Origin of the sequence: Chromobacterium alkanivorans, from assembly GCF_016937655.1 — a bacterium.
Taxonomy (GTDB): Bacteria; Pseudomonadota; Gammaproteobacteria; order Burkholderiales; family Chromobacteriaceae; genus Chromobacterium; species Chromobacterium alkanivorans.
In genome coordinates this window covers 228,140-251,893 of the sequence record NZ_JAFHKL010000001.1, presented here as the reverse complement: position 1 = coordinate 251,893, position 23,754 = coordinate 228,140, and the positions used below count along the sequence as shown (strand labels likewise).

Here is a 23,754-nt window from a genome sequence, read left to right as displayed (position 1 = left end):
CCACCATGGCAATCGACCTCCCCTCCAAAGACTGGACGCTCAGCGATATGTCCGGCGAATTCGACAAGGGCGTCGCGGACCTACAAAAGGACCTGAAAACCGCTCTGGACGACCTGAACAAGAACCCGTCCAACCCCAAGATCCTGGCCGACTACCAAAGCAAACTGTCCGAGTACAACCTGTACCGCAACGCCCAGTCCAACACCGTCAAGGTGTTCAAGGACATCGACGCGGCCATCATCCAGAACTTCCGCTAAACCCCGGCGCCGGCTGCGCCGGCGCTCCTGGAGCCACCCATGACCCCCATCGCCGCCCGCTCGCTGGACGCGCTGACCACCCAGGCCAGTGACATCACTCGCTCCGAGCACAATCTCGTGTCGCTGGACGACCGCCTGATCCAGGCCTTCTCGCAAAACGCCGTCGACATAGGCATGGAAAAAGACGCCATCCTGCAACGGCTGGAACAGCCGGGTCTGTTGAGCAATCCGGCCATGCTGATGGAGCTGCAGCAGCGCACATCCAATTACAACCTGGAGGTGTCCATGATCAGTACCCTCACCCGCAAGACCGTGGGCGCGGTAGAAAGCCTGCTGCGCTCATGATCCGCCATGGTTTCAAAGCCGTATTGCTGGCCTTGCTGCTGACCGGCTGCCAGCAAAAGGACTTGCTCAAGGGCCTGGATCAGCAGCAGGCCAATGAAGTGATCGCCGTCTTGCAGCGCCACAATATCGAGGCCGACAAGACCGACCGCGGCAAGACCGGCTTCAGCATCGCCGTGGCGCAGCCGGACTTCGCCGCCGCCGTGGACTGGCTGAAGGCCTACAACCTGCCGTCGCGGCCGCGGGTGGAAGTGGCGCAGATGTTCCCGGCGGATTCGCTGGTGTCCTCGCCGCGCGCGGAAAAGGCGCGGCTGTATTCCGCCATCGAGCAGCGGCTGGAGCAGTCGCTGCAGACCATGGACGGCGTGCTGTCCGCGCGCGTGCACGTCAGCTACGACCTGGATTCCGGCGAAGGCGGCCGCGCGGCCAAACCCATCCACCTGTCCGCGCTGGCGGTGTACGACCGCGACGTGGACCCGGCGCAGATGGTCAACGACATCAAACGTTTCCTGAAGAACAGCTTCGCCGACATCGATTACGACAATATCTCGGTGGTGCTGTCGCGCCGCAGCGAGGCGCAGCAGCAGGCGCCCACCGCGCCGGCGGAAGAACGCGGCTCCGGCCTGAGCTGGCTGATGGCCGGCGTGGCCCTGATCGCGCTTCTGGGCGCGGCGGCGGCCTGGCTGTGGCAACGCCGCGCGCCCAAAGCCGCGGCAGCGCCGCCCGCCGCCGAGCCGCAGGCTGGACATGAGTAAACCGCCGGCCGCCCGTTCCCCGGCGCTGCAAGCGCTGCTGTACGACCCGCTGGCCTATCTGCACCCGCGGCGGCTGGTTCTGCCACCGGCGCTGACCGCCTCCGCCGCCGCGCGCGCGGCGGCCAATGAACTGGTGATTTCCGCTTATCGGCTGGACAGCGACTGCGCCGACGCCCAGCTGGACCCGCTGGCGCGGCAATGGCTGCGCCACTGGCGGCGGCTGCCGCAAACCGCCTATCTGCTGGGCTGCCACGCGCTGCGCGCCGGCCTGGGCTGGCAAGCCGGCCTGCTGCGCTTGCCGGACTGGGCGCAGGCCTTCGCCTCCGTGGCGCTGCCGCCGGACGCCGCCGCCGCGCAACGGCCGGCGCTCAGCCACGGCGCGCTGCTGCTCACCGGCTACGGCCGCCTGCAAGCCTGGCGCGAACGGCTGCCGCGCCCGCTGGCGCAACGCCTGCCGCTGCTATTTCCGCCGGAAGCCGACGCCGCGCCGCCGCAGCCGGCCGCCGACGCCCTGATTCTGACCTTGGCCCTACAACATGCCCAGAGACATCCCCACAACCCGCCCCCCGACCGCCGCTGAAGGCGTGCTGGTGCGCCGCGGCCAGTTGCGCCGCGCCGAACGCGCCGACCGGCTGGAACGCGAGGCGCGGCAACAGGCGCAGCGCCTGCTGCGCGAAGCCGAGCGCCAGGCCGAGGCCTTGCGCCGGCAAGCCAGCCAGGAGGGCTACCAGCAAGGCATGCTCGCCGCGCTGGAGCACGCGGCCGCCCATCTGGCCGCCAACCAGGCCATGGCCTGGCGCTGGCGCGAGCGGCTGGAGCAAGAGGCGCGCGCGATGCTGGCCGCCGCGGTGGACCATCCGGACACGCTGCTGCTGCTGCTGGACGAATGGCTGCGCGACCTGGACCAGCCGGACGCCACCCTCTACCTGCAACTGCCCAAGCGCGCCCGCGCGCTGCAGCCGCAGCTGATGACGCTGCTGACGGAAAACTGGCCCGGCGCCATCCAGATCGACTATCACGCCGACACGCGCTTCATGATGCGCTGCGCGGACCAGGCGGCGGAGTTCTCGCCGGAACAATACGTGGAGCCGGCCAGCCGCCAGCTGCTGCAATGCCTGGAGCCCCTGCCCCAGGACTGCCGCCGCTTGTCGGAGCAGGCGCTGCGCGGTTTGATCGCGCGGCTGGAACAAGACCTGGCGGCCTTGGCCGCCGCAGACAGGAGCCCGGAATGATCCCCTCGCTGCCCCCCTCCGCCTTGGGCCGCGCCGCCGCGGCCGGCGACGACCTCATCCCGCTGCAGCAACGGCTGCTGGCCGCGGCGCAAGACGCCGACGGCGCCGCGCCGCCGACGGAAACCCCGGAGACGGGCGACGCCAAGCCGGTGGATCCGCCGCCGTTCAAATGGCCGGACTTCCAGTCCGACCCCGTCGCGGTCGCTTTTCTCGCAGCGCTGCGCGGGCTGCCGCCGCCGGCGACCGACTCGCAAGAGGACAAGCAGCGCTACGCCGACGCCGTCGGCAAGCTGCTGCGCGATTTCAAGGACCCGGCCACCGGCGAGCTGGCCTTCACCACCTTGAAGCAGAAGAACGACATGATCCAGCGCACGCTGGAACAGATCGACAAGGACTCGCCGCTGCACACCGCATTACTGACATCGCTGGTGAGCAATATGGGCATCGGAAGCATGATGACCCAATGGATGCAGGACGCGATCATGTCAGGCGGCGTGCCCAAGGAGATGGAGGACTGGTGACTCACACCGCGTCCCACAAGGCCCGCGCCGCGGCCGCGTGATAAAAGACGTCGCCGCTGCGCTGGAACTCGCGGTGGCAGGCGTACACCAGCTTGATCACATGCTCGTTGCGCACATTGAGCGCGCGTTGCAGCAACAGAGGCCAGGCCGGCTGCGCGTCCGGCAGAGTCTCCGCCTCCAGCGCCGGCGCGCCGATCGACACATAGGCGACGCAGAAGGTCTGCCACAACGCCGGATGCCAATCCTCCGCCGGCAGGCCGGGCAGATGCTCCAGCACGTCGCGCAGCGCCAGCGTCGCCGTCACCATGTGCAGGGCGGTGAAGTTGTCGGTCTGCCAGTACACCCGCAACGCCGCCCGCGCCAAGGCGTCCAGCCAGTCCGGCGTTTGCGGCGCGCCGGGCAGCGCGGCGGCGAAGCGCGCATCGGCCAACACCGCGTCGAAGCGATCGTGTATCCAGTAATCTGGGCTGTTCCAGCCGTCCAGCGCCTGCGACAAGCTGGCCAGCCCATCCAGCGCCGACTCCGCCGGCGCGCGCGCGTCCAGACCGGCGGGCAGGCGCAGATAGCTGCTCAGATAATAGGCCAGGCCCGCCGCCGCCTCGCCGGCGTGGCCGGCGCGCAGGGCGAAGGCCAGGCGGATCAGCGGATGAAAGGCTCCGCCGCCGGGCGAAAACGGCAGGCTGCCCAGCACCTCGCGCGCGGTGTCTTCCACGCCGCGCGCCGCCACCCTCTCCTCCATCACCCGCAACAAGGCCGGGAAGGCGTCCAGCCGCCCCAGCGCGGCGTCCCAGCGGCCCCAGCCGATATCGTAGTCCGCCGCTTCCGCGGGCTGGGCGCGCTCGCTTTCCCAAAAATCGAAGAATGCGCGCAGTTGATGCGGCTCCGCCCCCATCTCCGCCAGCGCGGTCAGCGCCATCGGGCAATGGTTGGTGGTGTCGCTGTGCATCAGCGAAAACTCATGGTTGGCGTCCAGCAAGGCATGCAGTTCAGTGTGACGGCTTGGCGCGTTCATGGCGTCCTCCTTGAAAAATTCATGCCGCCACGATAAAAGTTAAAGTCAACTTTAAGTCAAGCGAGTCCGCTCATGCCCGCCTCTCCCGTCCCCAAACCCTGTCCCTGGCTCAGCATAGGCGAGTTGGCGCGCCGTTCCGGCGTCGCCGCCAGCGCCCTGCGCTACTACGAAACCCAGGGCCTGCTGCACAGCGCCCGCTCCGCCGGCGGCCAGCGCCAATACCCGCGCGACGCGCTGCGCCGCGTCGCCTTCATCCGCGCCGCCCAGATCGTCGGCATCAGCCTGGACGACATCCGCGGCTCGCTGGCCGCGCTGCCCAGCCAGCGCACGCCGACCCCGCGCGACTGGGAGGCCTTGTCCGCGGACTGGCTGCCGCGCCTGCAGCAGCGCATAGACGAACTGACCCGGCTGCGCGACCGGCTGGGCAACTGCATAGGCTGCGGCTGCCTGTCGCTGAGCCAGTGCGCGCTGTACAACCCCGGCGACCGCGCGGCCAGCCTGGGCGAGGGACCGCGCTACCTGATAGGCGAGCCGCCGGCGGAAGCAGCCGACCAAGACGGCGGCTGAGAACGTGCTTACGATCTCGCGAGATTTTGAACAGGCTCTTTAAGAGCCGCTAACAAAACCGCGCAGCATACCTGAGCCAAGGCGCGCCGACGCAGGCACCGTAGTACGACAAGGAGGCGCAACGCAGGGTCAGGGGTTTTGTTAGCGGGTCTTAACTGCGCGGTGGCAAGCCCAAAAGGAAAACGGCCAAGGCCGCCGGCATACCTCAGTACACCGGCCTAGCCTCGGCCGCTTTCAATCGACGTCAAGCGCCGTCTACAAGTCCACCACCGGGAAATCAATCTCAGTGCCGGCGATCAGATTGGCGTAATTGGTCAGCGTGTTCAGCGCCACCGCGGCGATGACCTCCACCAGCAGGCCGTCGTCGACGCCGGCGGCGCGCGCCGCGGCCAGGTCCTGATCCGACAGCGCCCCGCGCTGGCCGACGATTTGCGCGGTCAGCTTGGCGATCGCGCCGGTCTGCGCGTCGGCCGCCTGGCCGGCGCGCGCCGCCTGGATGTCGGCCTCGCTCAGGCCGGCGCCCTTACTCATCAAGGTATGGGCGGACAGGCAGTACTGGCAGGCGTTGGCCTGGGCGGCGGCCAAGGCGATCACTTCGCGCTGACGCGCGCTGAGCTTGCCCTTGGTCAAGGCCTCGGAGAAGCCCAGATAGGCGTTCAGCACCGCCGGCGCTTGGGCGAAGGTGGCGAACAGATTGGGCACCATGCCCAGTTTGGCCTTGACGGCGTCCAGAGTGGCGCCCAGTTCCGGGCTGACTTGATTGCGGTTTACGGTGGGGATGCGGGACATGACGGGCTCCTGAATCTCAAGTTGAACGACGATGGGGACTGCACAGGAGCCATCTTGCAATACAATCAGACGTCTATCGTCTCGAAAACTTTGCAGATCGTATCGAAATGGACCTGTTGACACCCTTGTTGCAGCAAAGCGCGTTTTCCGCGCGCGTGTTCCACCATGGCAATCTATGCCATCTGGTCGATTTCGACCCCGGCGCAACGGCCGGCCACCTGCACTTGCTCAAGGGCGGCCGCCTGAGTTGCACGCTGCGCGACGCGCTGGTGCTGGACACCGACCGTCCCTGCGCGCTGCTGTTTCCGCGCCCCAGCGCCCATACCCTGCTGCCGGTGGGGGAGCGCGGCGCCGATCTGGTCTGCGCCACGCTGGACCTGGGCTTCAAGACCGGCGGCCCGCTGGCGCTGGCGTTGCCGGAGTGTCTGGTGCTCTATCTGGACGACACCCCCAACCTGCTGCCCACGCTGCAACTGCTGTTCGACGAAGCCTTCTCCGATCGCTTCGCCCGCCAGGCGGCGCTGGACCGCTTGATGGAATACTTCCTGATCCAGGCGATACGCGTGGTGATAAACGCCGGCCAGATCCACAGCGGCATCTTCGCCGCCATGTCCGATCCCAGGCTGGCGCGCGCCGTCAACGCCATCCATGAGCGCCCGGAGCGCGGCTGGACCGTGGAGCTGCTGGCGGAGCAGGCCGGCATGTCGCGCGCGCGCTTCGCCGCCCGCTTCCGCGAGCAGGTCGGCCTCGCCCCGCTGGACTACCTGACCGACTGGCGGCTGTCCGTCGTCCGCCACCAGCTGCGCCAGGGACAGCCGATCAAGCGCATCGCCGCGCAAGTGGGCTACGCCAGCCCCGCCGCGCTCAGCCGGGTCTTCGCCCAACGGCTGGGATTGCCGCCCAGCGATTGGCTGAAGCAACAGGCTGCAGACTGAACCCGGCTGCGCGCGGAACTTTGGAATCCGGTGCCCCATCTGACTCCAGACCGCGGCGGTCCCAGCGGATACGCCGCGCCGAATCCAATCTAAGGGAAACATCATGAGCACACCACGCTTCGCCGCCGCCGGCCTGATCTGCGCCGGCCTGTTCAGCCTGCCCGCCCACGCCGCCACCTTGTGCACGCTGCTGGCCGACGCCAAGAGCGGCGACATCCTGCTGCAACAGGGCAGCTGCGAACAACGCTACACCCCGGCCTCCACCTTCAAGATTCCGCTCAGCGTGATGGGCTTCGATTCCGGCTTCCTCCAGAGCGAGCACCAGCCGGCCTTGCCGTATCGGGACGGCTATGTGGACTGGGGCGGCGACAATTGGAAACAGCCCACCGATCCGGTGCGCTGGCTGAAGTATTCGGTGGTGTGGTATTCGCAGCAGATCGCCAAGGCCTTGGGCGAGGAGCGGCTGGGCCGTTACGCCGACGCCTTCGGCTACGGCAACGCCGACTTCAGCGGCGACCCGGGCAAGCGCAACGGCCTGGAACGCTCCTGGATCGCCTCATCGCTGCAGGTGTCGCCGCTGGAGCAACTGGCCTTCCTGCGCAAGCTGGTCAACCTGGAACTGCCGGTGTCCAAACGCGCGCAGGAGCTGACGATGAAGATCGTGGAAACCAGCGCGGCGGCGGACGGCTGGCAGGCTCACGGCAAGACCGGCATGGCCTATCCGCGCAAGGCGGACGGCGAGTTCGACGAGGAACACCCCTACGGCTGGTACGTGGGCTGGGCCAATAAGGGCGAACGCTCGCTGGTCTTCGTGCGCCTGATCCAGGACGACAAGAAAGAGCCGGGCACCGCCGGCGTGCGCTCGCGCGCGGCCTTCCTGGAGGAGTTGCCGACACTGTTGGCCGCAACCCCCGCCCCCGCTCAATCCATCAGCCGCTGATACAGATACACCAGCACCCGCGCCAATTCCTGCGCGGTCTGCTCCTGGCCGGCGTTACCGCTGTGGCCGCCGGCCTCGGTTTCCAATAGCAGCGCGTCGTGGCCCAGTTCCCGCATCCGCGCCACCATCTTGCGCGCATGCGCCGGGTGCACGCGATCGTCCTTGGCGCTAGTGGTGAACAGCGCCAGCGGATAGGCCAGATCGCCGCGCAGCCGGTGATAGGGCGAGTACGCCGCCAGCGCCGGCCGTTGCTCTGGATCGTCCGGGTCGCCGTATTCGTCTATCCAGCTGGCGCCGGCCAGCAGCTCGGTGTAGCGCAGCATGTCCAACAGCGGCACTTCGCACACCACCGCGCCGAACAGCTCCGGCCGCTGCGTCATGCAGGCGCCCACCAGCAGGCCGCCGTTGCTGCCGCCCTCTATGCCCAACCTGGCCGGCGTGGTCAGGCCGCGGGCCACCATGTCTTCCGCTACCGCGATGAAGTCGTCGAAACCCACCTGGCGGTTCACCCCCTGCGCCGCCTGATGCCAGCCGGGGCCGAACTCGCCGCCGCCGCGGATGCAGGCCAGCGCGAAGGCGCCGCCGCGTTGCAGCCAGTGCGGGCCGAAGTTCTCCACGTAGTAAGGCATCATCGGCACTTCGAAGCCGCCGTAGCCGTACAGCAAGGTGGGGGCGGCGCCGTCCAGCGGCGCGTCGCGGCAGCGCACCACGAAGTAAGGAATGCTTTCGCCGTCCGGCGCGCGCGCCTGCCATTGCTCGGCGACGAAATCGGCCGGATCGAAAGCCTCCGGCTGGCGGCGCAGGCATTCCTGCTCGCCGCTGGCCACGTCCAGCCGGTACAGGCCGGTGGGGGTCAGAAAATCGCTGAAGCTGTAGCACAGGATGTCGCTGTCCCAGGGCTGGTCGGCGAACTCGATCACCCCGCCGCTGGGCGTGGGCAGCTCGCGCTCGCGCCAGACGCCGTCCGCCTTGTCGAAGGCCAGCAGCCGGCTCTTGACCTGGTCCAGCAGATTGACCACCACGCTGGCGCGCGTGGTCTCCACTGACTCCACCGCCAAGCGCGGCTGCGGCGCCACCAGCAATTGCGCGGCGATGCACCCCTGCCGCAGCGGCTCCAGCGCCACCGCCAGCAGCGCGCCCGCCGGATAGACGGTTCCGGCCGCGCTCCAGTCCTCGGCCAGCTTGACTATCAAATCGCCGTGCAGATAAGCCTCCAGCTCGGCCTTGGGCGGCAGCGGCAGCGCCTGGGTTTCCAGTTCGGCGTCGATCAGATGGTAGCTTTTGCTGTAGAAGCTGTCCGAGCACTCGATCAGGTCCAGCGGCGCGCCGTCGGCGTCGAGGAAGCGCCAGGCGGCCACCATCATCGCGTCCTCGCCGGCGGCGAACACCTGGCTCCAGGCATGCCGCCCCTCCTCGCCGCGCTCCACCAGCCACACTTCGCGCGGGTAGCCGGAACGGGTCAGCGGCGCGCCCGGCCAACCGGGGCAGACCCAGGCGCTGTCCGGATCGCGCCAGGCGACATGGCTCTTGCCTTCCGGAAAGCTGAAACCGTCCGGCCGCCAGGTTCCTGCGGCCAGATCGTATTCACGCGCGATGCCGGCGTCGCCGCCGCCGGCGGTCAGGTGCACCATGGCTTGCAAGGGCGCCAGCGTGCAATGGGACACGCCGTCCAGATACCAGTCCTCGTCGTCGGCTTCGGCCAGCGCGTCGATGTCCAGCACGATCTGCCAGTCCTGCTCGGCGGCGCGGTAGGCCGCCAGCGTGGTGCGGCGGTAAATGCCGCGCGGATGCGCTTCGTCCTGGTGGAAGTTGTACAGCCAGCCGTCGTGCTCGGCGCAGAACGGGATCTGGCGGGTGTCGCGCAGATGGGCGAGGATTTCGTCGCGCAGGCCGGCGAAACGCGGGTCGGCGTCCAGCAGCGCCTGGGCGCGCGCGTTCTGCGCGGCCACCCATTCGGCGGCGGCGGGATCGTCCAGGTTTTCCAGCCAGGCGTGGGGATCGGGAGCGTTATAGTCGGACATCGGCGTCATCACGGTTGCGGATCAATGGCCGCGAGGTTAGCACCCCGCGCCGCCAACGCCAAATGCGCCACACCCGCTGCTCCCGAAGTTCAGACCGCGGTGATCTCCACCCCCTCCCCCCGCAGCTGGCGGCAGGCGTGCTCGGGGTCCAGCAGCGCTTCCCCCAGATAGACGCCGGCGGGCGGCGCGTCCGCCCCCAATAAATGCTCGATCTGCAAGACGGCGCCCAAGGCGGTCAAGTGCGACTGCCCCAAGGGATCCGCCAACTGCACGGTTTTTTCGCACGGCCGGCCGGCGGCGTCCTTGCCCGCAACGGCAATGCGGATGCGGTGAGCCGCGCCCGGCCCCGGATTGTAGAGCAGCGCCCGCCGCGCGCTGTTGAACATCGGTCGCGACAGCAGCCGCCATACGCCGCTGCGCACCAGCAAATGCAGCAAGGCGGTGGCTTTGCCGTCGTCGAAGCCTATGCGCGCGTCCACCTGCGCTGCGCCGACGATGGCGGGCAAATTCGCTTGATCCGGAGTATCGAAACGGTAAACCCGGTGGCGGCCGCCGGCGCCGAAGTCGGCGGCGTGGCCATCTAGAAAACCGCTGCGCTGAACCCACTCGCCTCGCTCCATAGTGTGGAAAGGCTCGGACAGCCGATCCATGTAGGCAGTGGAGTTGGGCCCCGCCTGATCGGCCATCGCGAACAGGATGTCGATGCCGACGCTCTCGACCTCGGCGATGCCCCTCGCCGCGTCGCGCGCCGCCAGGCTGGCCACGCCGGCCATCCAGGCCGAAGACAAGACCACCGGCGCGCTGGGCCGTCCATGGGCGGCCACGGTCAGCAACGCCTGCTTCAAGCGCTCCGTCCAGCGCGTGATGTCCAGATAGGCATGGCCTTGAGTCAGCGCCAGGCGCAGCAGCCGGTCATGCGCATCGTTGACCAAACCGACGATGAGCGCGCCTTTCAGATGCGCCGGCAAGACCGGGGCGTCCACATCCATCGCCAACGCCTCGGCGCCGTATCGCTCCGCCACAGCCCTAGCCGCGTCTAGACGACGGCCGGCGATGACGAGCTTGAGATCCGGCCTGCGCCGCGCCAGCAAAGACGCCACTTGCGCGCCCACCACGCCGCTGCCGCCGACAAGAACAACGCTTGAAGAAGTCATGCCCCACCCTTGTTTTGGTCAATTGACCAATATTAAAACATGAACTTGGTCGTTTGAACAATTAAACTGGCGCATCAGCGACGCTGGACGATCACGAAGGAGGAAGGATGTCGGTCAAAGGAGAGGAAAGACGGGAAGCGATTTTGCGCGCGGCGATGCGGGTATTGACCCGCGACGGCGGACAGGGCTTCCGCATGCGCGCCATCGCGGCGGAAGCCCAGGTGGGCATCAGCCATGTCCAGTACTACTTCAAGAACATCGACGCGGTGATGGAAGGCGTCATGGTTCGCTACCTGGAAGACTGGGATGAACTGATGCTGGACGCGCCGGCCAGCCTGGTCGGCGCGCTGGACTTTGTGCTGGCGACCCAGCTTCAGCACGGCGGCTGCGCCTTGCTCTGGGAGCTGTGGGCGCTGTCCAGCCGCAACGAGGCCGCCGACGCGGCGCTCAAGACTTTCTACGCCGGCTACACCGACCGGGTCTGCGCGCTGCTGCGCCGCGAGGCTCCGGCGGACGCGCCCGACAGCGTCGTCAGGGAGCGCGCGGTGCTCATCGTCGCCTTGATCGAAGGCCTGTCCATCCTGCGCGGCAACGGCCGGGAGCAAACGCTGGCGCCGCAAGCCCAGCACCATGCCGTAGAAGCCGTGCTGGCCTTGACGGCCTTGCCGCTGCCGGCCGCCAAGGCCTAATCCGCGCTCCGCGCGGCGGCCTTGAAACGGGCGATGACCGCCGGCGCGGTGTCGCGGTTGAAGGCGGCGTACAGCGCGCTGTCCAGCTGCGCCAGCTTCATGCCGCGCCGCACCAGCGCCGCGTCCAGACCCAGGGACTTGAGCTTGCTGCGCATGCCGATCTCGGTGGCGGGCAGCAGGTCGCAGCGGCCGGACGCCAGCTTCTTGACGTTGATGCTGGAGTCGGAGGTCGGGTCCAGCCTAGGAAAGCCCTCCGCCTTCAGATACTCCTGCCGGTAGTCCCCCAGCACCACGCACACCGAGTAACGCTTGGCCGCCGCCAGCGTCGGCGCCTGGATGTCGCGGCGCGACGCCAGTTGATAGAAATACACGTCGGAATCCAGCAGCTTGACCGCGAAGTTCAGGTGCTTGAGCCGCTCCCGGGTCTTGGCGATGGGAAAGATCACCGCGCCCGGCCGGGTCTTGGCCTCCTCGTAGGCGCGCGCCCACGGCACCGTCTCGATGCGCGACGGCGGCAGGCCGAGCTTGTCCAGGATGGCCAGGACCGGCGCCACCGCCAGCCCGCCGCGGATCCGGCCGTCCGGCCCCAGTTCCACATAGGGCGGATCGTCGCTGCTGAACAGCCGCACCTCGTCCAGCGCGCCCGCCGGGGCGCCGCCGCAGGCCAGCGCGGCGCAGCAAGCGCCCAGCCATCGTTTCATCCCGCCTCCCGTTTTCACGCCGCAGCCCCTTATTTATAGCCGCCGGGCCTGCGTTCAGTCGGACAACACCCGTTGCAGCGCGCCCACCAGCCGGTCCAGATCCTCGCGCCGCACCTGCCAATGGGTGACGATGCGCATCAGGCCGCCCTCGGGCGGATTGGCCTTGACGCCGGCCTGGCGCAACGCGGCCATCAACTCGGCCACGTCGATGTCCGCGGTGAAGCGGAACCACACCATATTGATGTGCACGTCCTCCAGCTTCACCTCGACGCAGGGCAGCGCCGCCAGCCGCTCGGCCAGGTAGCGGGCGTTGGCGTGGTCGTCCTTGAGCCGGTCCACCATCTCGTTCAGCGCCACGATGCCGGGCGCGGCGATCACGCCGGCCTGGCGCATCCCGCCGCCCAGCAGCTTGCGGTTGCGGCGCGCGCGGGCGATGAAATCGGCGCTGCCGGCCAGGATGGAGCCCACCGGCGCGGCAAGGCCCTTGGACAGGCAGAACATCACCGTGTCGGCGTATTGGGCGATGTCGCGCGCCTCGCAGCCCAGATAGGCGGCGGCGTTGAAGATGCGCGCGCCGTCCAGATGCACCGGCACCTGATGACGACGCACCGCCTCGGCGCTGGCGGCCATCGCCGCCAAGGGAATCACCCGGCCGTTGCAATGCGCGTTTTCCAGACAGATCAAGCTGGTGCGCGGCCAGTGGATGTCCTCGCCGACGCGGATGCGCTGCGCTATCGCCTCCGGCGCCATCACCCCGTCCACGCCGGCGATGGTGCGCAGCTGCACGCCGCCTATCACCGCCGCGCCGCCGGTTTCGTGCCAGACGATGTGGCAGCCCTCTTCCAGAATCACTTCGTCGCCGCGCCGGCAGTGGGTGAAGATGGCCAGCTGGTTGCCGAAGTTGCCGGTGGGCACGAACAGCGCCGCCTCCTTGCCCAGCTTTTCCGCGGCCAGCTGTTCCAGCGCTTGCACCGTGGGATCGTCGCCGTAGACGTCGTCGCCCACCTCGGCGTTGAACATCGCCTCGCGCATCGCCGGCGTCGGCTGGGTCACGGTATCGCTGCGCACATCAATCCATTGCATGCTTGTCTCCTTCGCTAAGTGGAAATCTCGGGGCCTTGCCACGGCAAGGCCAGGTAGGCGGTCAAGGCCGCCGCGACGCAGCGCGTCAGCTCCGCCTCGTCCGGCGCGCCGTCCAGCGCCAGGCCGTGAATCAGGCTGTCCGCCATCCTCAGCAGGCGCGGCGCGCGCTCGACGGGCAGGCCGCCGCCGGCCAGCCATTCGGCCACGCAGTCCAGCAGCGCCGCGTCCAGCGGATTGTCCGCCGGCGGCGCGTCGAACTGCGGCCACTCCCGCTCCAGCACCCGGTGCAGCCCGGGCGCGGCCAGATGCAGCCGCAGGCAGGCGGACACCAGCTGTTCCAGCTGCGCCGGCCACGGCAGGCCGGCGCTCAGCCGCAAGGCCTCCCGCACCGTGCCCAGGGTTTCCTCGCCGTGGCGGCGGTGCAGCGCCGCCACCAGCGCCTGCTTGTTGGGGAAGTACTGGTACAAGGAACCGATGCCGACGCCGGCCAGCTCGGCCGCCTTGTTGGTGGTTAGCCCGGCATAGCCGTCGCGCTCCAGAATGCGAGCAGCCGCCTCCAGGATGGCGGCCACCGCGTGGCGGGAACGGGCTTGGCTGGGCAGTTTGCGGGCTTGCGGGATCATGGGCATGCAGCGGTCCGTAAGGGGGGAGGCTTGCGCCGCGATCATGGGGCCGACAGCAAAAAGACGGCGGCAAACGCTTAGCAAAACACGAGTTTTGCCGGCTGACAAGGGCGGATACATTGAAAGCGTCGTCAACCCTCAATGAAAGCGGAATCATGAGCCAAAGCTACGCCTTCTTCGCGCTGCTGCGCGTCCACCCCAACTGGCTGCGCTTGAGTCGGCCCGAACGCCGGCAATTCGAAGCGGAAACCCTGCGCCCCATCTATGCGCGCTATCCGGCGGTGCGCATGCGCTGGTTCGACGCCGAGGCCTTCACCGCCCGCTGCAGCGACATCGCGCTGTTCGAAACCGAGTCGATCAAAGACTTCTATTATCTGATCGACGCGCTGCGCGACAGCAAGCTCGCCACCGAACCCTATTTCGAGTTCGTCGACATCCTGCCGGCGGTGGAGAACGGCTTCCGCGACTACGACGCCCACCTGGCCGCGGACTGATCGCCGCGCCGCGAGGCCAGCCAATACAAACGGCGACCTTGCGGTCGCCGTGTCGCTGCTGCGGGAGGCCGGGTTATGCCCGGCGAATCCGGCCTGAAACGGCCGGTGGAAACACTCTCAGATTGTCAGCAGTGGCTTAATGGATTCGATACGATTGCTTGATCTCGCTTACGCGGCGCTCGGCCTGTTGAACGGTCAGCGGACTCATGGCCACATGGGCGCCGCAATGGCAGCGCAACACGCTGTCGGGATGCAGGGACTTGAGATGATGGCGGATTTCATGGCCGCATTCCTCGCAGGCGACCACGACGGTGGCGTTGTAATGCTTGTCCAGATCAATATCGAATCTTTGCTGCTTCATGGGAATCTCCCTTGCTGTGACAAAGGCCGGCCGGCCAGAGGAAGAGCAGGAAGCGCTTCATGGCCGACCTGAAGTGAAGGATAGCTCCGCCGGCGAAAGGTTCCCAGCAATCAGCCACTTAACTGTGGTTTTTTTGACCGCGGGCAAGCCCCGCTTCGATGGCCGCCGCACTGGTCAGTTGCCGGGGCTTGCAGTATCCTTCGCCGATTTGATTGTTGACGATTGCAGGCATGGACACCCACAACGCAGATCTGGAACGCCGCTTCGGCGGCATCGCCCGTCTTTACGGGCCGGAGGCGCTGGCCCGCTTCCAGGCCGCCCACGTTTGCGTGGTCGGCGTCGGCGGCGTCGGCTCCTGGGCGGTGGAAGCGCTGGCGCGCAGCGCCATCGGCAAACTGACCCTGATAGACCTGGACAATGTGGCCGAGTCCAACACCAACCGCCAGTTGCCGGCGCTGGATCCCAACTACGGCATGGCCAAGGTCACCGCGCTGGCCGAACGCGCGCGCGCGATCAACCCGGCCTGCCAGGTGATCGAGATCGAGGACTTCGTCACCGAGGACAATCTGGAACAGATGCTGGGCCAGGGCTACGACTTCGTCATCGATTGCATCGACAGCCTGCGCATCAAGACCGCGATGGCGGCCTGGTGCGCGCGCCGCCGCCAGCCCTTCATCGTGTCCGGCGGCGCCGGCGGTCAGACCGACCCGACGCTGATCCGGGTGGCGGACCTGGGCGAGGTCACCTACGACCCGCTGCTGTCCAAGCTGCGCTACAACCTGCGCCGTCACCACCAGTTCAGCCGCGAACCCGGCAAGAAGCTGCATGTTCCCTGCGTGTTCTCCACCGAGCAGCTGGTTTATCCGGACACGCAGGAACAACAGGCTTGCGACGTCGGCGAGGCCCGCGGCCCTCAGGGCCTGTCCTGCGCCGGCTTCGGCGCGGCGATGACGGTCACCGCCACGTTTGGCCTGGTGGCGGTGGCGCAGGCCTTGAAGCACTTGGCCAAGCCGCCAAAGGCCAAACGCAGCTAGCCTCTGTCCCGGCAACAAAAAAGCACCGCCGCGGCGGTGCTTTTTGCTTGCGGACGAGCGCCGCTTACATGCCCTGGATCTGCTTTTCCAGCTTCACCGCGCGGTCGCCCGGGGCCGGGTGGCTGGACAGCAGGCTGCTGTCGTTGCCGTACAGGTCCGCCAGCTTGCGCAAAGCGGCCGGGCCGCCCTGAACGTTGTAGTTGTGGCGCTTGAGGAAGCCCACCGAGTAGGCGTCGGCGTCGCTTTCCTGAGACTGGGAGAACTGCGCGTTCACCACCGCCTCGGCGAAACCGCCGAGCTCGGATTCGGACAGGCTGCTGGCGACGCTGTTGCCGCTGCCGGCCGCGCCTTTGCGCGCCGCGGAGGTGGCATAAGCCAGTTGCATGGCTTTCTTGGTGTGGCCCAGTTTCACGTGGCCGATTTCATGGCCGATGACGAAGCGCACTTCGTCGTCGTTCATCTTGTCCATCAGGCCGCTGTACACGCGCACGGTGCCGTCGGCCATGGCGAAGGCGTTGACTTCCTTGGTCAGGTAGACCTTGAAGTTCAGCTTGGTGCCGTCTTCGCTGTCCAGGCCCTTGACCATCTTGGCCAGGCGCTTGGAGTAGGCGTTGGAGGCCGGAGCCACCTTGTTTTTCTTGTCCATCACCACGCTGGATTCGGCGGCCATGGCCTTGACGTCGGCGTCGCTGAGGGTGGCGGATTTCACCAGGTCGGTGCCGGCGCCTATCATGGCGCCCAGATCAAAAGCGTGTACCGGAGCGGAAAGGCAGGCAGCAGCCAGAACGGTCAGAGCGAATTTTTTCATTGTGTCAGTCTCTTATTGAACCTACAGATTCAGTTTACAAATAAAGCAGACGGATGCTATCTGGTTTACCGCCCCCAGGGAAGCGTCTGGCATAATGCCCATCGCACCGCGACGCGGCAATCAGAAAGACAAACATCCTTTAATAACAAGTCATTAGCCTGATATTACTCCCCCAACCCCGTCCACCCCTCCTGCACCGCCCACCGCGGCCTGTCGCGGTAAAACAACGCGCCGGCCTCTGTTGCTAGAGCGCGCGGCTGGCCGGCTCGGCGCGCAGCGCCGGGCAGGCGTGGTCCTGCAATTCCTCGACCGAGGCGCGGTTGGCGCCTAGCAGGCTGGCGCGGCTGCTCAACAGGATGAAGCCGTCGCGGCCGTCGGCCAAGCGCGTCGCCACCAGCGCCAGACCGTAGCGCCCCATGTCCAGACCGGCTTCCGGCTGCCCGGCCGCCAGCGCCTTGAACGGGTCCACCTCGGGACCGCCGTCGGCCTTGGCGGCCACCGCCCGCGCCCAATAGGCGTGGCCCTGCAGCTCCACCGGCAGTTCCCGCCACTCTTCGCTCAGGCTGTCCTTCAGGTCCTCCAGTTGCTGGCGCACGGTGGCGTCGGTGCAGGAGATGTGGATGTGCAGCTGGTTCTGGGTGCGCCCGTACTGGGAGTTGATGGTCAGCGACAGCAGTTCGCGCGGGATAGCCCGGCCGTAGCGCTGTTCCAGAAAGCTGCGCGCGCGCCAGGCCGCCCCCCAGTAGTCCGGCGCGCGCTCGTTCAGCAATTCCGGGCTTTCGATGCCGCTGAGGCGGACGGTGGGAATCAGCAGGTATTGCAGCCAGCCATTGCGGTCTTTCAGCACCGCGTAGCCGCCGGCCTCGCCGCCGCTCAGGTCCACTTCGGCGCAGGGCGCCGGCTGGCCGGCGGCTTGCTGATTGGGCAGGCACTGCCGGCTGACGATATTCCACAAGGCGTCGGAATCGGCCCACAGCAGCGCCGAGTACCCCAAGGCCAGCGCGGCCAGCAGGCCGGTGGCGATTTTGAGCGTGGTTTTCATGTTTGGATTTTTGCTTGATGCCACCCCGCCACTATAGCGAAGGCCGCAGCCATGCATGAAAAAACCGCCCCTAAGGGCGGTCTGGCGCGGGGCGAAATCCGGCTCAGGCCAGCAGGCAGGAAGACTGGCTCTGCTCGCTGACGCGGCGCAGCGGCGTGGGCTGCTGAGCGCAGCGCGTCTCCGCCTGCGGACAACGGGTGCGGAACACGCAGCCGGACGGCGGATTGATCGGGCTGGGCAGGTCGCCTTGCAGGATCTGGATCACCTTGTTCTTTTCCAGCTTGGGATCCGGAATCGGAATCGCCGACAGCAAGGCGCGGGTGTACGGGTGCGACGGCGCGTCGTACAGCGCGGACTTTTCCGCCAGCTCCATTTCGCGGCCCAGATACATCACCAGGATGCGATCGGAGATGTGCTTGACCACGGCCAGGTCGTGGGCGATGAAGATCAGCGCCAGCCCCATCTCCCGCTGCAGCTCCTTGAGCAGGTTGATGATCTGCGCCTGGATGGACACGTCCAGCGCCGACACCGGCTCGTCGCAGATGATGAGCTTGGGCTCCAGGATCAGCGCGCGGGCGATGCCGATGCGCTGGCACTGGCCGCCGGAGAACTCGTGCGGATAGCGGTTGATCATCTGCTCGCGCAGGCCCACCTTGGCCATCATCGCCTTGACCCGGCGCATCACTTCTTCCGGCCCCAGCTCCGGCTTGTGCACGCGCAGCGGCTCGCCGATGATGTGCGCCACCGTCATCCGCGGATTGAGCGAGGCCAGCGGGTCCTGGAAGATCATCTGGATGTCCTTGCGCACCGCCAGCCAATCCTTGTCGCTGCCCTTGCGCAGATCCTTGCCCATCCAAACGATTTCGCCGTCGGTGGCGGGAATCAGATTGAGGATGGCGCGGCTGAGCGTGGACTTGCCGCAGCCGGATTCGCCCACCACGCCCAGGGTTTCGCCGGCGTAAAGGTCGAAGCTGACGCCGTCCACCGCCTTCAGGGTTTTCTTGGGACTCCACGGCCAGCTGTCGCCGCCCTTGACCTGGAAGTGCACTTTGACGTCGCGCACCGAGAGAATGGCCTGCTTGGCTTGTTCAGACATGGGCCACCTCCTGGGCTGCTTGCGCCAGCTCGACGGCCGGCTTGTGACAGGCGCGGATCACCTGCGGATTGTGGCTGCTGGCCTGCAGCAGCGGCAGTTCGTCGGCGCAGCGCTCGGTGCTGTGCTGGCAACGTTCGGAGAACGGGCAGCCTTTGGGCATGTGCGCCATATTGGGCGGGTTGCCGGGAATGCTGACCAGTTCGCTGCCGTCGTGGTCCAGCCGCGGCAGCGCGCCCAGCAGACCTATGGTGTAAGGATGGCTGGGGTGGTAGAAGATGCTGTCGGCGTCGCCGTATTCCATCACCCGGCCGCCGTACATCACCATCACTTTTTCGCACAGGCCGGCCACCACGCCCAAGTCGTGGGTGATCATGATGATGGAGGTGCCGAAGTCGCGCTGCAGGTCCTTCAGCAGAGTCAGGATCTGCGCCTGCACCGTCACGTCCAGCGCGGTGGTGGGTTCGTCGGCGATCAGCACTTCCGGCTCGCACAGCAAAGCCATCGCGATCATCACGCGCTGGCGCATGCCGCCGGAGAATTCATGCGGATACATGTCCACGCGGCGCGCCGCTTCAGGAATGCGCACCGCTTCCAGGAGTTCGATCGCGCGTTTCTTGGCCGCGCGCCGGCTGATGCCCTTGTGCAGTTCCAGCACCTCGGTCATCTGCCGCTCCACCGTCAGGTAGGGGTTCAGCGAGGTCATCGGGTCCTGGAAGATCATGGACACGCGGTCGCCGCGGATGGCGTTCAGTTCCGGCGCGCCCATCGTCAGCAGGTCTTTGCCGTGGAACAGCACTTCGCCGCTGGTGGAGCCGTTGCGGGCCAGCAGGCCCATGATGGACAACACGGTCTGGCTCTTGCCGGAGCCGGACTCGCCGACGATGCCCAGGGTCTGGCCCTTGTCCAGTTCGAAGCTGACGCCGTTGACGGCGTTGACCATGCCGTCGTTGGTCTGGAACTGGACCCCGAGATTGCTGACTTTCAAAATGCTCATAATGGTTCTACCTCGGGCTCATCGATCTTTCGGGTCCAGCGCGTCGCGCAGGCCGTCGCCGATATAGTTGGCGCAGTACAAGGTCAGCGACAACATGCCGGCGGGGAACAACAGCTGCCACGGCTGGGTTTCCATGGTCTTGGTGCCGTCGCCGATCAACACGCCCCAGCTGGTCATCGGCTCTTGCACGCCCAGGCCCAGGAAGGACAGCACCGATTCGGTCAGAATCACCCCCGGCACCGTTACCGTAGTGTAGATCACCACGATGCCCAGCAGATTGGGCACGATGTGGCGGGCGATGATGGTGGAGGTGGACACGCCGATGGCGCGCGCGGCCTCCACGTACTCCTTGGACTTGATCGACAGCGTCTGGCCGCGCACCACGCGCGCCATGTCCATCCAGCCCAGGATGGTGATGGTCAGCACCACCAGGTAGAACTCGCGGCCCAGCAGGGTCACCATCAGGATGGCGATCAGCAGATAGGGCACCGCGTACATCATGTCCACGATGCGCATCATCAGATTGTCTATCTTGCCGCCGAGGAAGCCCGCGCTGGCGCCCCACAGCACGCCTATGATCACCGCGGCGACGGTGGCCAACGCGCCCACCATCAGCGAGATGCGGCCGCCTATCAGGGTGCGCACCAGCAGGTCGCGGCCCAGATCGTCGGTGCCGAACCAGTGCATGCCCTGCCAGGTGGGCGCCAGGCTGATGGCGTCCCAGTCGGTGTCGTCATAGGTATGGGGCAGGAACATCGGCCCGAAGATACAGGCCAGCACGATCAGCGACAGGATGATCAGGCTGACCACGGCCGCGCGGTTGCGGAAAAAGCGGATGCGGGCGTCGCGCCACGGGCTGCGGCCCTCTACGGCGGCGTCGTCCAGGCGGGTTTCCAGCGCGATCGCCGCTTGCTTCTGTTTGCTTCTCAACATGGGAAATCCTTCGCGGTCACGCGCGTCAATAGCGAATCTTGGGATCGAGGAAAGCGTAAGCCAGGTCGACCAGCAGATTGAGCAGCACGGCAATCACAGTCACCAGCACCACCAGGCCCAGCACCAGCGTGTAGTCGCGGTTGGCCGCGCCGTTGACGATGAGCTTGCCCAGGCCGGGCAAGGAGAAGATGGACTCGGTGACCACGGCGGAGGTGATCGAGGAAATGGTCAGCGGGCCCAGCAGCGTCACCACCGGCATCAGCGCCGGCTTCAGCGCGTGGCGGACGATGATGGTGCGCATCGGCAGGCCCTTGGCGCGCGCGGTGCGGATGAAGTTGCTGCCCAGCACCTCGATCAGGCTGCCGCGCATCACCCGGCCTATGGTAGCCACGTTGATGAAGGTCAGCAGCGCCACCGGCAGAACCATGTAGCGCGGATCGAAGTCGTTCCAGCCGCCGGACGGCAGCCATTGCAGGGTGACGGCGAACACCAGCACCAGCACCGGCCCGATGATGAAGGAAGGGAAGGCGCTGCCCATATTGCTGATCAGCATCACCAGGTAGTCGACCGCGCTGTTCTGACGCAGCGCGGCGACGATGCCCAACGCCACGCCTATCACCAGCGAAATCAGGATAGCGCTGCCGCCTATCGCCGCCGACACCGGCAGCGCCTTGGCCACCAGATCGTTGACGCTCCAGTCCGAGTAGCGGAAGGAAGCGCCCAGATCGCCTTGCAGCAGGCTCTTCAGGTAATACAGGTATTGCTGCCACAGGGGCAGGTCGAGATGGTATTTGGCCTGCAGATTGGCCAATACCGCCTCGGAAACTTTGCGCTCCCCGTCGAAGGGGCCGCCGGGGGTCATGTGCAGCAGCAGATAACAGACGGTGATGACGGCCAACACGGTGGGGATCGTCAACAGCACGCGTCGTAAAGTGTAGGACCACATTGCAAGTTACTCCGACTCGCCGCGCCCGGCGCGCGCCGGCGCGGGGCGCGGCTGCGGACGGACCAACGGCGATTGACACCGAACAGTCACGGGCGGACGGCGCCGTCGCTTGCGACGGCCGCCCGCTCAACACATCGGGGTTGCCCCCGTTTTCAGATCAGGGCCAGACGCGCGTCCGCCCGCGCGCCTCCGGTCCCGCGCGGGACTGGAGGCGTTCAGGCGTCGGCGCGGGGCCGGCGATCAATGCTGGATGATGTAGAGTTCCTTGCTGCGGTAGCGATCCACCGGGTTCTTCAGCGAGTAGCCGCCCACATACGGTTTCACCAGGCGCGGCAGCGTGTACTGCAGCACCGGGATCATCGGGTAGTCGTCCATCGCCAGCTTGGTGGCCTGAGTCAGCAATTGGGTGCGCTTGGCCTGATCGGTGCTTTCATTGCCCTGCTTGATCAACTCTTCCGCTTTCTTGTTGCAGTTGAAGTTGTCGTTCTGGGTGTTGCCGCACTGAACCAGCGCCAGGAAGGTGGTGGCGTCGTTATAGTCGGCCAGCCAGCCGTTGCGCGCCACCTGGTAGTCGCCGTCGTGGCGTTTCTTCAGGAAGACCTTGAACTCCATGTTTTCCATGGAGGTGTTGAAGCCCAGCTTGCTCTTCCACTCGGAGGCCACGAAGATGGCCATCTTCTTGTGGTAGTCGCTGGTGTTGTAAGACAGCTTGAGCGTGGTGCCCGGCTTGACGCCGGCCTGGGCCAGCAGCTTCTTGGCCTCGTCCACGCGCTTGGCCATCGGCCATTGCGCCCAGTCGTAGCTGGTCGGCAGGCCGCCGTGCACGCCTTTGACCATCACGCTGTAGGACGGCAGCTGGCCGTCGCCGGTGATTTTCTTGGCCATCAGGTCGCGGTCCACCACCATGGACAGCGCCTTGCGCACGCGCACATCCTTCAGCAGCGGGTCCTTGTTGTTCAGGCTGTAGTAGCGCAGGCCCAGGATGGTGGAGGTTTTCAGATCCTTGGGCATGGCGCTCTTGAGCTTGTCGAAGCTGCCCGGCGGGATCTCGTATGTCATGTCGGTCTGACCGGACTGGTACAGCTTCTGGTCGGCGTTCTGGTCTTCGATCGGCAGGAAGCTGACGCGGGTCAGCTGCACGTTCTTGGCGTTCCAGTACTGCGCGTTCTTCTCGATCACCACCTTGCTGTTGACTTGCCAGTCTTTCAGCACGAAGGGGCCGTTGCTGACCATCTTGCCCGGCTTGACCCAGTCCTTGCCAAACTTGTCGATCACCGCCTTGGGCGCGGGGCCCAGCTGGGCGTTGGACATCAGTTCCGGCAGGTAGGACACCGGGAAGGCGGTGTCCACTTGCACGGTGTATTTGTCCAGCGCCTTGACGCCGATGGCGGTCACCGGCTTCTTGCCGGCCACGATGGCCTCGCCGTTCAGGAAGAAGATGCCGAAGGTGCCGGCGTAGGGAGCGGCCAGCTTGGGATCCACCAGGCGGCGGATGCCGTAGACGAAGTCGTCGGCGGTGACGCCGCTGCCGTCGGACCACTTGGCGTTCTTGCGCAGCTTGAACACCCAGGTGGTGGGCGCGGTCTGTTTCCAGGACTCGGCCACGCCGGGCTGCAGCTTGCCTTCGTTGTCGGTGGCGGTCAGGCCTTCGAACAGGTCATGGGTGATGATGTTGGCGGGCACGCCCTCCACCACCATGGGATCCAGCGACTCCGGTTCGGAGCCGTTGGAGCGCACCAGCTCCTGCTTGGCGGCCAGCTTGGTGCCCGGCGGCACGATGGCGGCCAGGGCCGCGCCGGAAGTCAGGGCCAGCGCCACGGCGGCCGCGATTGTCTGTAGCGATTTTTTATCAGCCATCTCGCCTACTCTCCTAAGTATTGCCGCTCCCGTCGACTATCGCGGGGCGATCAGAATCTTCACTCGATTGTATCCAGAGTGGTTGGCGGCCATTATGCGCTGAGGATTTTGAATACTTCAAGTGCTAAGCACGGCGCGACGGCGGGCGATTTAACGTTTTTGTCGCAAATTGACTATCCTTGCCCGCATTAGCTGCCACAGCCCGCTGATTTCATAATGCTTTTCATTGGAAAGTCATCTGCCATTCTAAAAATTATTGGCAGGCATACTCATTGCTCATGAATAGGAAAATAAGCCTATACAATTAATCGAAAGACATATCAGCATAGTCTTAACTTCTGCTTTATGGTTTTTCATAAAATCATTAACGTTTTTGCGCTTGGCGAAACCGGAACAGCTTGAGTAAGCTCGACCCGAAGCATGCCGCGCGCCGTGGCGCGCGCCCGGCCGACCATACGTTTCATCTCACTGATCCTAAAGCCTTTTTGGCCCTATCATTCCAAGGAGAAGACGGGATCCGGCCCGGCGACGGAGGCACGCCCGGGACACGCGGCCCGCCGCCGGACTT

At 66.3% G+C, this 23,754-nt stretch carries 27 protein-coding genes; 12 read left to right on the top strand and 15 right to left on the bottom strand.

All coding sequences use genetic code 11. The features are described 5' to 3' along the window. Window positions 1-5 precede the first annotated feature (5 nt). The 6 genes from JW897_RS01230 to JW897_RS01205 are packed head-to-tail and all read left to right on the top strand — an operon-like array spanning window position 6 to window position 3,107. Window positions 6-257, top strand: a complete 252-nt coding sequence (locus JW897_RS01230) for a type III secretion system needle complex protein (protein ID WP_048413095.1) — start codon at window positions 6-8, stop codon at window positions 255-257. A 39-nt stretch (window positions 258-296) separates the two neighbouring features. Further along, complete coding sequence (sctI, locus tag JW897_RS01225; protein ID WP_048413094.1) at window positions 297-602, top strand: type III secretion system inner rod subunit SctI; 306 nt, start codon at window positions 297-299, stop codon at window positions 600-602. Continuing rightward, window positions 599-1,354 carry an EscJ/YscJ/HrcJ family type III secretion inner membrane ring protein gene (locus tag JW897_RS01220; RefSeq protein ID WP_205464911.1) on the top strand — a complete coding sequence of 252 codons (756 nt, stop codon included), beginning with the start codon at window positions 599-601 and terminating at the stop codon, window positions 1,352-1,354. The genes sctI and JW897_RS01220 overlap by 4 nt, the downstream gene beginning before the upstream one ends. Continuing rightward, window positions 1,347-1,934, top strand: coding sequence for a type III secretion apparatus protein OrgA/MxiK (locus JW897_RS01215; protein WP_205464910.1), 588 nt, complete (start codon window positions 1,347-1,349; stop codon window positions 1,932-1,934). The genes JW897_RS01220 and JW897_RS01215 overlap by 8 nt, the downstream gene beginning before the upstream one ends. Beyond that, window positions 1,891-2,586, top strand: a complete 696-nt coding sequence (locus JW897_RS01210) for a hypothetical protein (protein ID WP_205464909.1) — start codon at window positions 1,891-1,893, stop codon at window positions 2,584-2,586. Before JW897_RS01215 ends, JW897_RS01210 begins: the two co-directional genes overlap by 44 nt. Then, on the top strand, window positions 2,583-3,107 hold the full coding sequence (locus JW897_RS01205; RefSeq protein WP_205464908.1) for a hypothetical protein: 525 nt from the start codon (window positions 2,583-2,585) through the stop codon (window positions 3,105-3,107). Before JW897_RS01210 ends, JW897_RS01205 begins: the two co-directional genes overlap by 4 nt. Before the next feature lies 1 nt (window position 3,108). Here JW897_RS01205 and JW897_RS01200 read toward each other — a convergent pair whose 3' ends face one another. Continuing rightward, entirely contained in the window at window positions 3,109-4,119 is a 1,011-nt protein-coding gene (locus tag JW897_RS01200) for a questin oxidase family protein (RefSeq protein ID WP_205464907.1), read from the bottom strand. A 72-nt stretch (window positions 4,120-4,191) separates the two neighbouring features. Here JW897_RS01200 and soxR point away from each other — a divergent pair, with 72 nt between their 5' ends. Next, window positions 4,192-4,686 (top strand): redox-sensitive transcriptional activator SoxR, encoded by a 495-nt coding sequence (gene soxR, locus JW897_RS01195; protein WP_048413089.1) that lies wholly within the window; start codon window positions 4,192-4,194, stop codon window positions 4,684-4,686. Window positions 4,687-4,941: 255 nt separating this feature from the next. Here the strand turns inward: soxR and JW897_RS01190 are convergent, their stop codons facing one another. Beyond that, complete coding sequence (locus JW897_RS01190) at window positions 4,942-5,475, bottom strand: carboxymuconolactone decarboxylase family protein (protein ID WP_048413088.1); 534 nt, start codon at window positions 5,473-5,475, stop codon at window positions 4,942-4,944. Between the two features lie 107 nt (window positions 5,476-5,582). Between JW897_RS01190 and JW897_RS01185 the strand changes: the two genes are divergently transcribed. Further along, window positions 5,583-6,410, top strand: a complete 828-nt coding sequence (locus JW897_RS01185; RefSeq protein ID WP_205464906.1) for an AraC family transcriptional regulator — start codon at window positions 5,583-5,585, stop codon at window positions 6,408-6,410. Between the two features lie 103 nt (window positions 6,411-6,513). Beyond that, the gene (blaOXA, locus tag JW897_RS01180; RefSeq protein WP_205464905.1) at window positions 6,514-7,350 is read left to right on the top strand and encodes a class D beta-lactamase; all 837 of its coding nucleotides are present in this window, start codon (window positions 6,514-6,516) and stop codon (window positions 7,348-7,350) included. On the opposite strand, the gene JW897_RS01175 is transcribed toward blaOXA, so the two are convergent. Next, the gene (locus JW897_RS01175; RefSeq protein ID WP_205464904.1) at window positions 7,332-9,371 is read right to left on the bottom strand and encodes a prolyl oligopeptidase family serine peptidase; all 2,040 of its coding nucleotides are present in this window, start codon (window positions 9,369-9,371) and stop codon (window positions 7,332-7,334) included. The genes blaOXA and JW897_RS01175 overlap by 19 nt on opposite strands. 89 nt (window positions 9,372-9,460) lie before the next feature. Then, on the bottom strand, window positions 9,461-10,525 hold the full coding sequence (locus JW897_RS01170; RefSeq protein ID WP_205464903.1) for a saccharopine dehydrogenase NADP-binding domain-containing protein: 1,065 nt from the start codon (window positions 10,523-10,525) through the stop codon (window positions 9,461-9,463). Between the two features lie 107 nt (window positions 10,526-10,632). Here JW897_RS01170 and JW897_RS01165 point away from each other — a divergent pair, with 107 nt between their 5' ends. After that, a complete protein-coding gene (locus tag JW897_RS01165; RefSeq protein WP_205464902.1) occupies window positions 10,633-11,214 on the top strand; it encodes a TetR/AcrR family transcriptional regulator in 582 nt (193 codons plus the stop codon). Here the strand turns inward: JW897_RS01165 and JW897_RS01160 are convergent. Genes JW897_RS01160 through JW897_RS01150 form a run of 3 tightly spaced genes read right to left on the bottom strand, consistent with a single transcriptional unit; the run spans window position 11,211 to window position 13,627 of the window. Beyond that, on the bottom strand, window positions 11,211-11,915 hold the full coding sequence (locus JW897_RS01160) for a substrate-binding periplasmic protein (protein ID WP_205464901.1): 705 nt from the start codon (window positions 11,913-11,915) through the stop codon (window positions 11,211-11,213). The two genes, JW897_RS01165 and JW897_RS01160, sit on opposite strands and share 4 nt — an antisense overlap. Before the next feature lie 54 nt (window positions 11,916-11,969). Next, a complete protein-coding gene (gene ltaE, locus JW897_RS01155; RefSeq protein ID WP_205464900.1) occupies window positions 11,970-12,998 on the bottom strand; it encodes a low-specificity L-threonine aldolase in 1,029 nt (342 codons plus the stop codon). 14 nt (window positions 12,999-13,012) lie between these two features. Then, window positions 13,013-13,627, bottom strand: coding sequence for a TetR/AcrR family transcriptional regulator (locus JW897_RS01150; RefSeq protein ID WP_205464899.1), 615 nt, complete (start codon window positions 13,625-13,627; stop codon window positions 13,013-13,015). A 149-nt stretch (window positions 13,628-13,776) separates the two neighbouring features. Here JW897_RS01150 and JW897_RS01145 point away from each other — a divergent pair, with 149 nt between their 5' ends. Continuing rightward, window positions 13,777-14,115, top strand: a complete 339-nt coding sequence (locus tag JW897_RS01145) for a darcynin family protein (protein WP_205464898.1) — start codon at window positions 13,777-13,779, stop codon at window positions 14,113-14,115. 136 nt (window positions 14,116-14,251) lie between these two features. Here the strand turns inward: JW897_RS01145 and JW897_RS01140 are convergent, their stop codons facing one another. Further along, window positions 14,252-14,476 (bottom strand): hypothetical protein, encoded by a 225-nt coding sequence (locus tag JW897_RS01140; protein WP_048413080.1) that lies wholly within the window; start codon window positions 14,474-14,476, stop codon window positions 14,252-14,254. Window positions 14,477-14,706: 230 nt separating this feature from the next. On the opposite strand from JW897_RS01140, the gene tcdA reads away from it, so the two are divergent. Then, window positions 14,707-15,510, top strand: coding sequence for a tRNA cyclic N6-threonylcarbamoyladenosine(37) synthase TcdA (tcdA, locus tag JW897_RS01135; RefSeq protein ID WP_048413079.1), 804 nt, complete (start codon window positions 14,707-14,709; stop codon window positions 15,508-15,510). Between the two features lie 64 nt (window positions 15,511-15,574). Here the strand turns inward: tcdA and JW897_RS01130 are convergent, their stop codons facing one another. The 7 genes from JW897_RS01130 to JW897_RS01100 form a co-directional block, all read right to left on the bottom strand. Continuing rightward, a complete protein-coding gene (locus JW897_RS01130) occupies window positions 15,575-16,318 on the bottom strand; it encodes a M48 family metallopeptidase (RefSeq protein WP_082158766.1) in 744 nt (247 codons plus the stop codon). Window positions 16,319-16,562: 244 nt separating this feature from the next. Further along, on the bottom strand, window positions 16,563-17,360 hold the full coding sequence (locus JW897_RS01125) for a CDP-diacylglycerol diphosphatase (RefSeq protein ID WP_205464897.1): 798 nt from the start codon (window positions 17,358-17,360) through the stop codon (window positions 16,563-16,565). Between the two features lie 103 nt (window positions 17,361-17,463). Further along, complete coding sequence (oppF, locus tag JW897_RS01120) at window positions 17,464-18,456, bottom strand: murein tripeptide/oligopeptide ABC transporter ATP binding protein OppF (protein ID WP_048413077.1); 993 nt, start codon at window positions 18,454-18,456, stop codon at window positions 17,464-17,466. After that, complete coding sequence (locus JW897_RS01115) at window positions 18,449-19,450, bottom strand: ABC transporter ATP-binding protein (RefSeq protein ID WP_048413076.1); 1,002 nt, start codon at window positions 19,448-19,450, stop codon at window positions 18,449-18,451. The genes oppF and JW897_RS01115 overlap by 8 nt, the downstream gene beginning before the upstream one ends. 18 nt (window positions 19,451-19,468) lie before the next feature. Further along, window positions 19,469-20,383 carry an ABC transporter permease subunit gene (locus tag JW897_RS01110; protein WP_039755096.1) on the bottom strand — a complete coding sequence of 305 codons (915 nt, stop codon included), beginning with the start codon at window positions 20,381-20,383 and terminating at the stop codon, window positions 19,469-19,471. Window positions 20,384-20,408: 25 nt separating this feature from the next. After that, the gene (gene oppB, locus JW897_RS01105; RefSeq protein ID WP_205464896.1) at window positions 20,409-21,329 is read right to left on the bottom strand and encodes an oligopeptide ABC transporter permease OppB; all 921 of its coding nucleotides are present in this window, start codon (window positions 21,327-21,329) and stop codon (window positions 20,409-20,411) included. A gap of 240 nt (window positions 21,330-21,569) precedes the next feature. Continuing rightward, entirely contained in the window at window positions 21,570-23,186 is a 1,617-nt protein-coding gene (locus JW897_RS01100; RefSeq protein ID WP_205464895.1) for a peptide ABC transporter substrate-binding protein, read from the bottom strand. Between the last annotated feature and the right edge of the window lie 568 nt (window positions 23,187-23,754).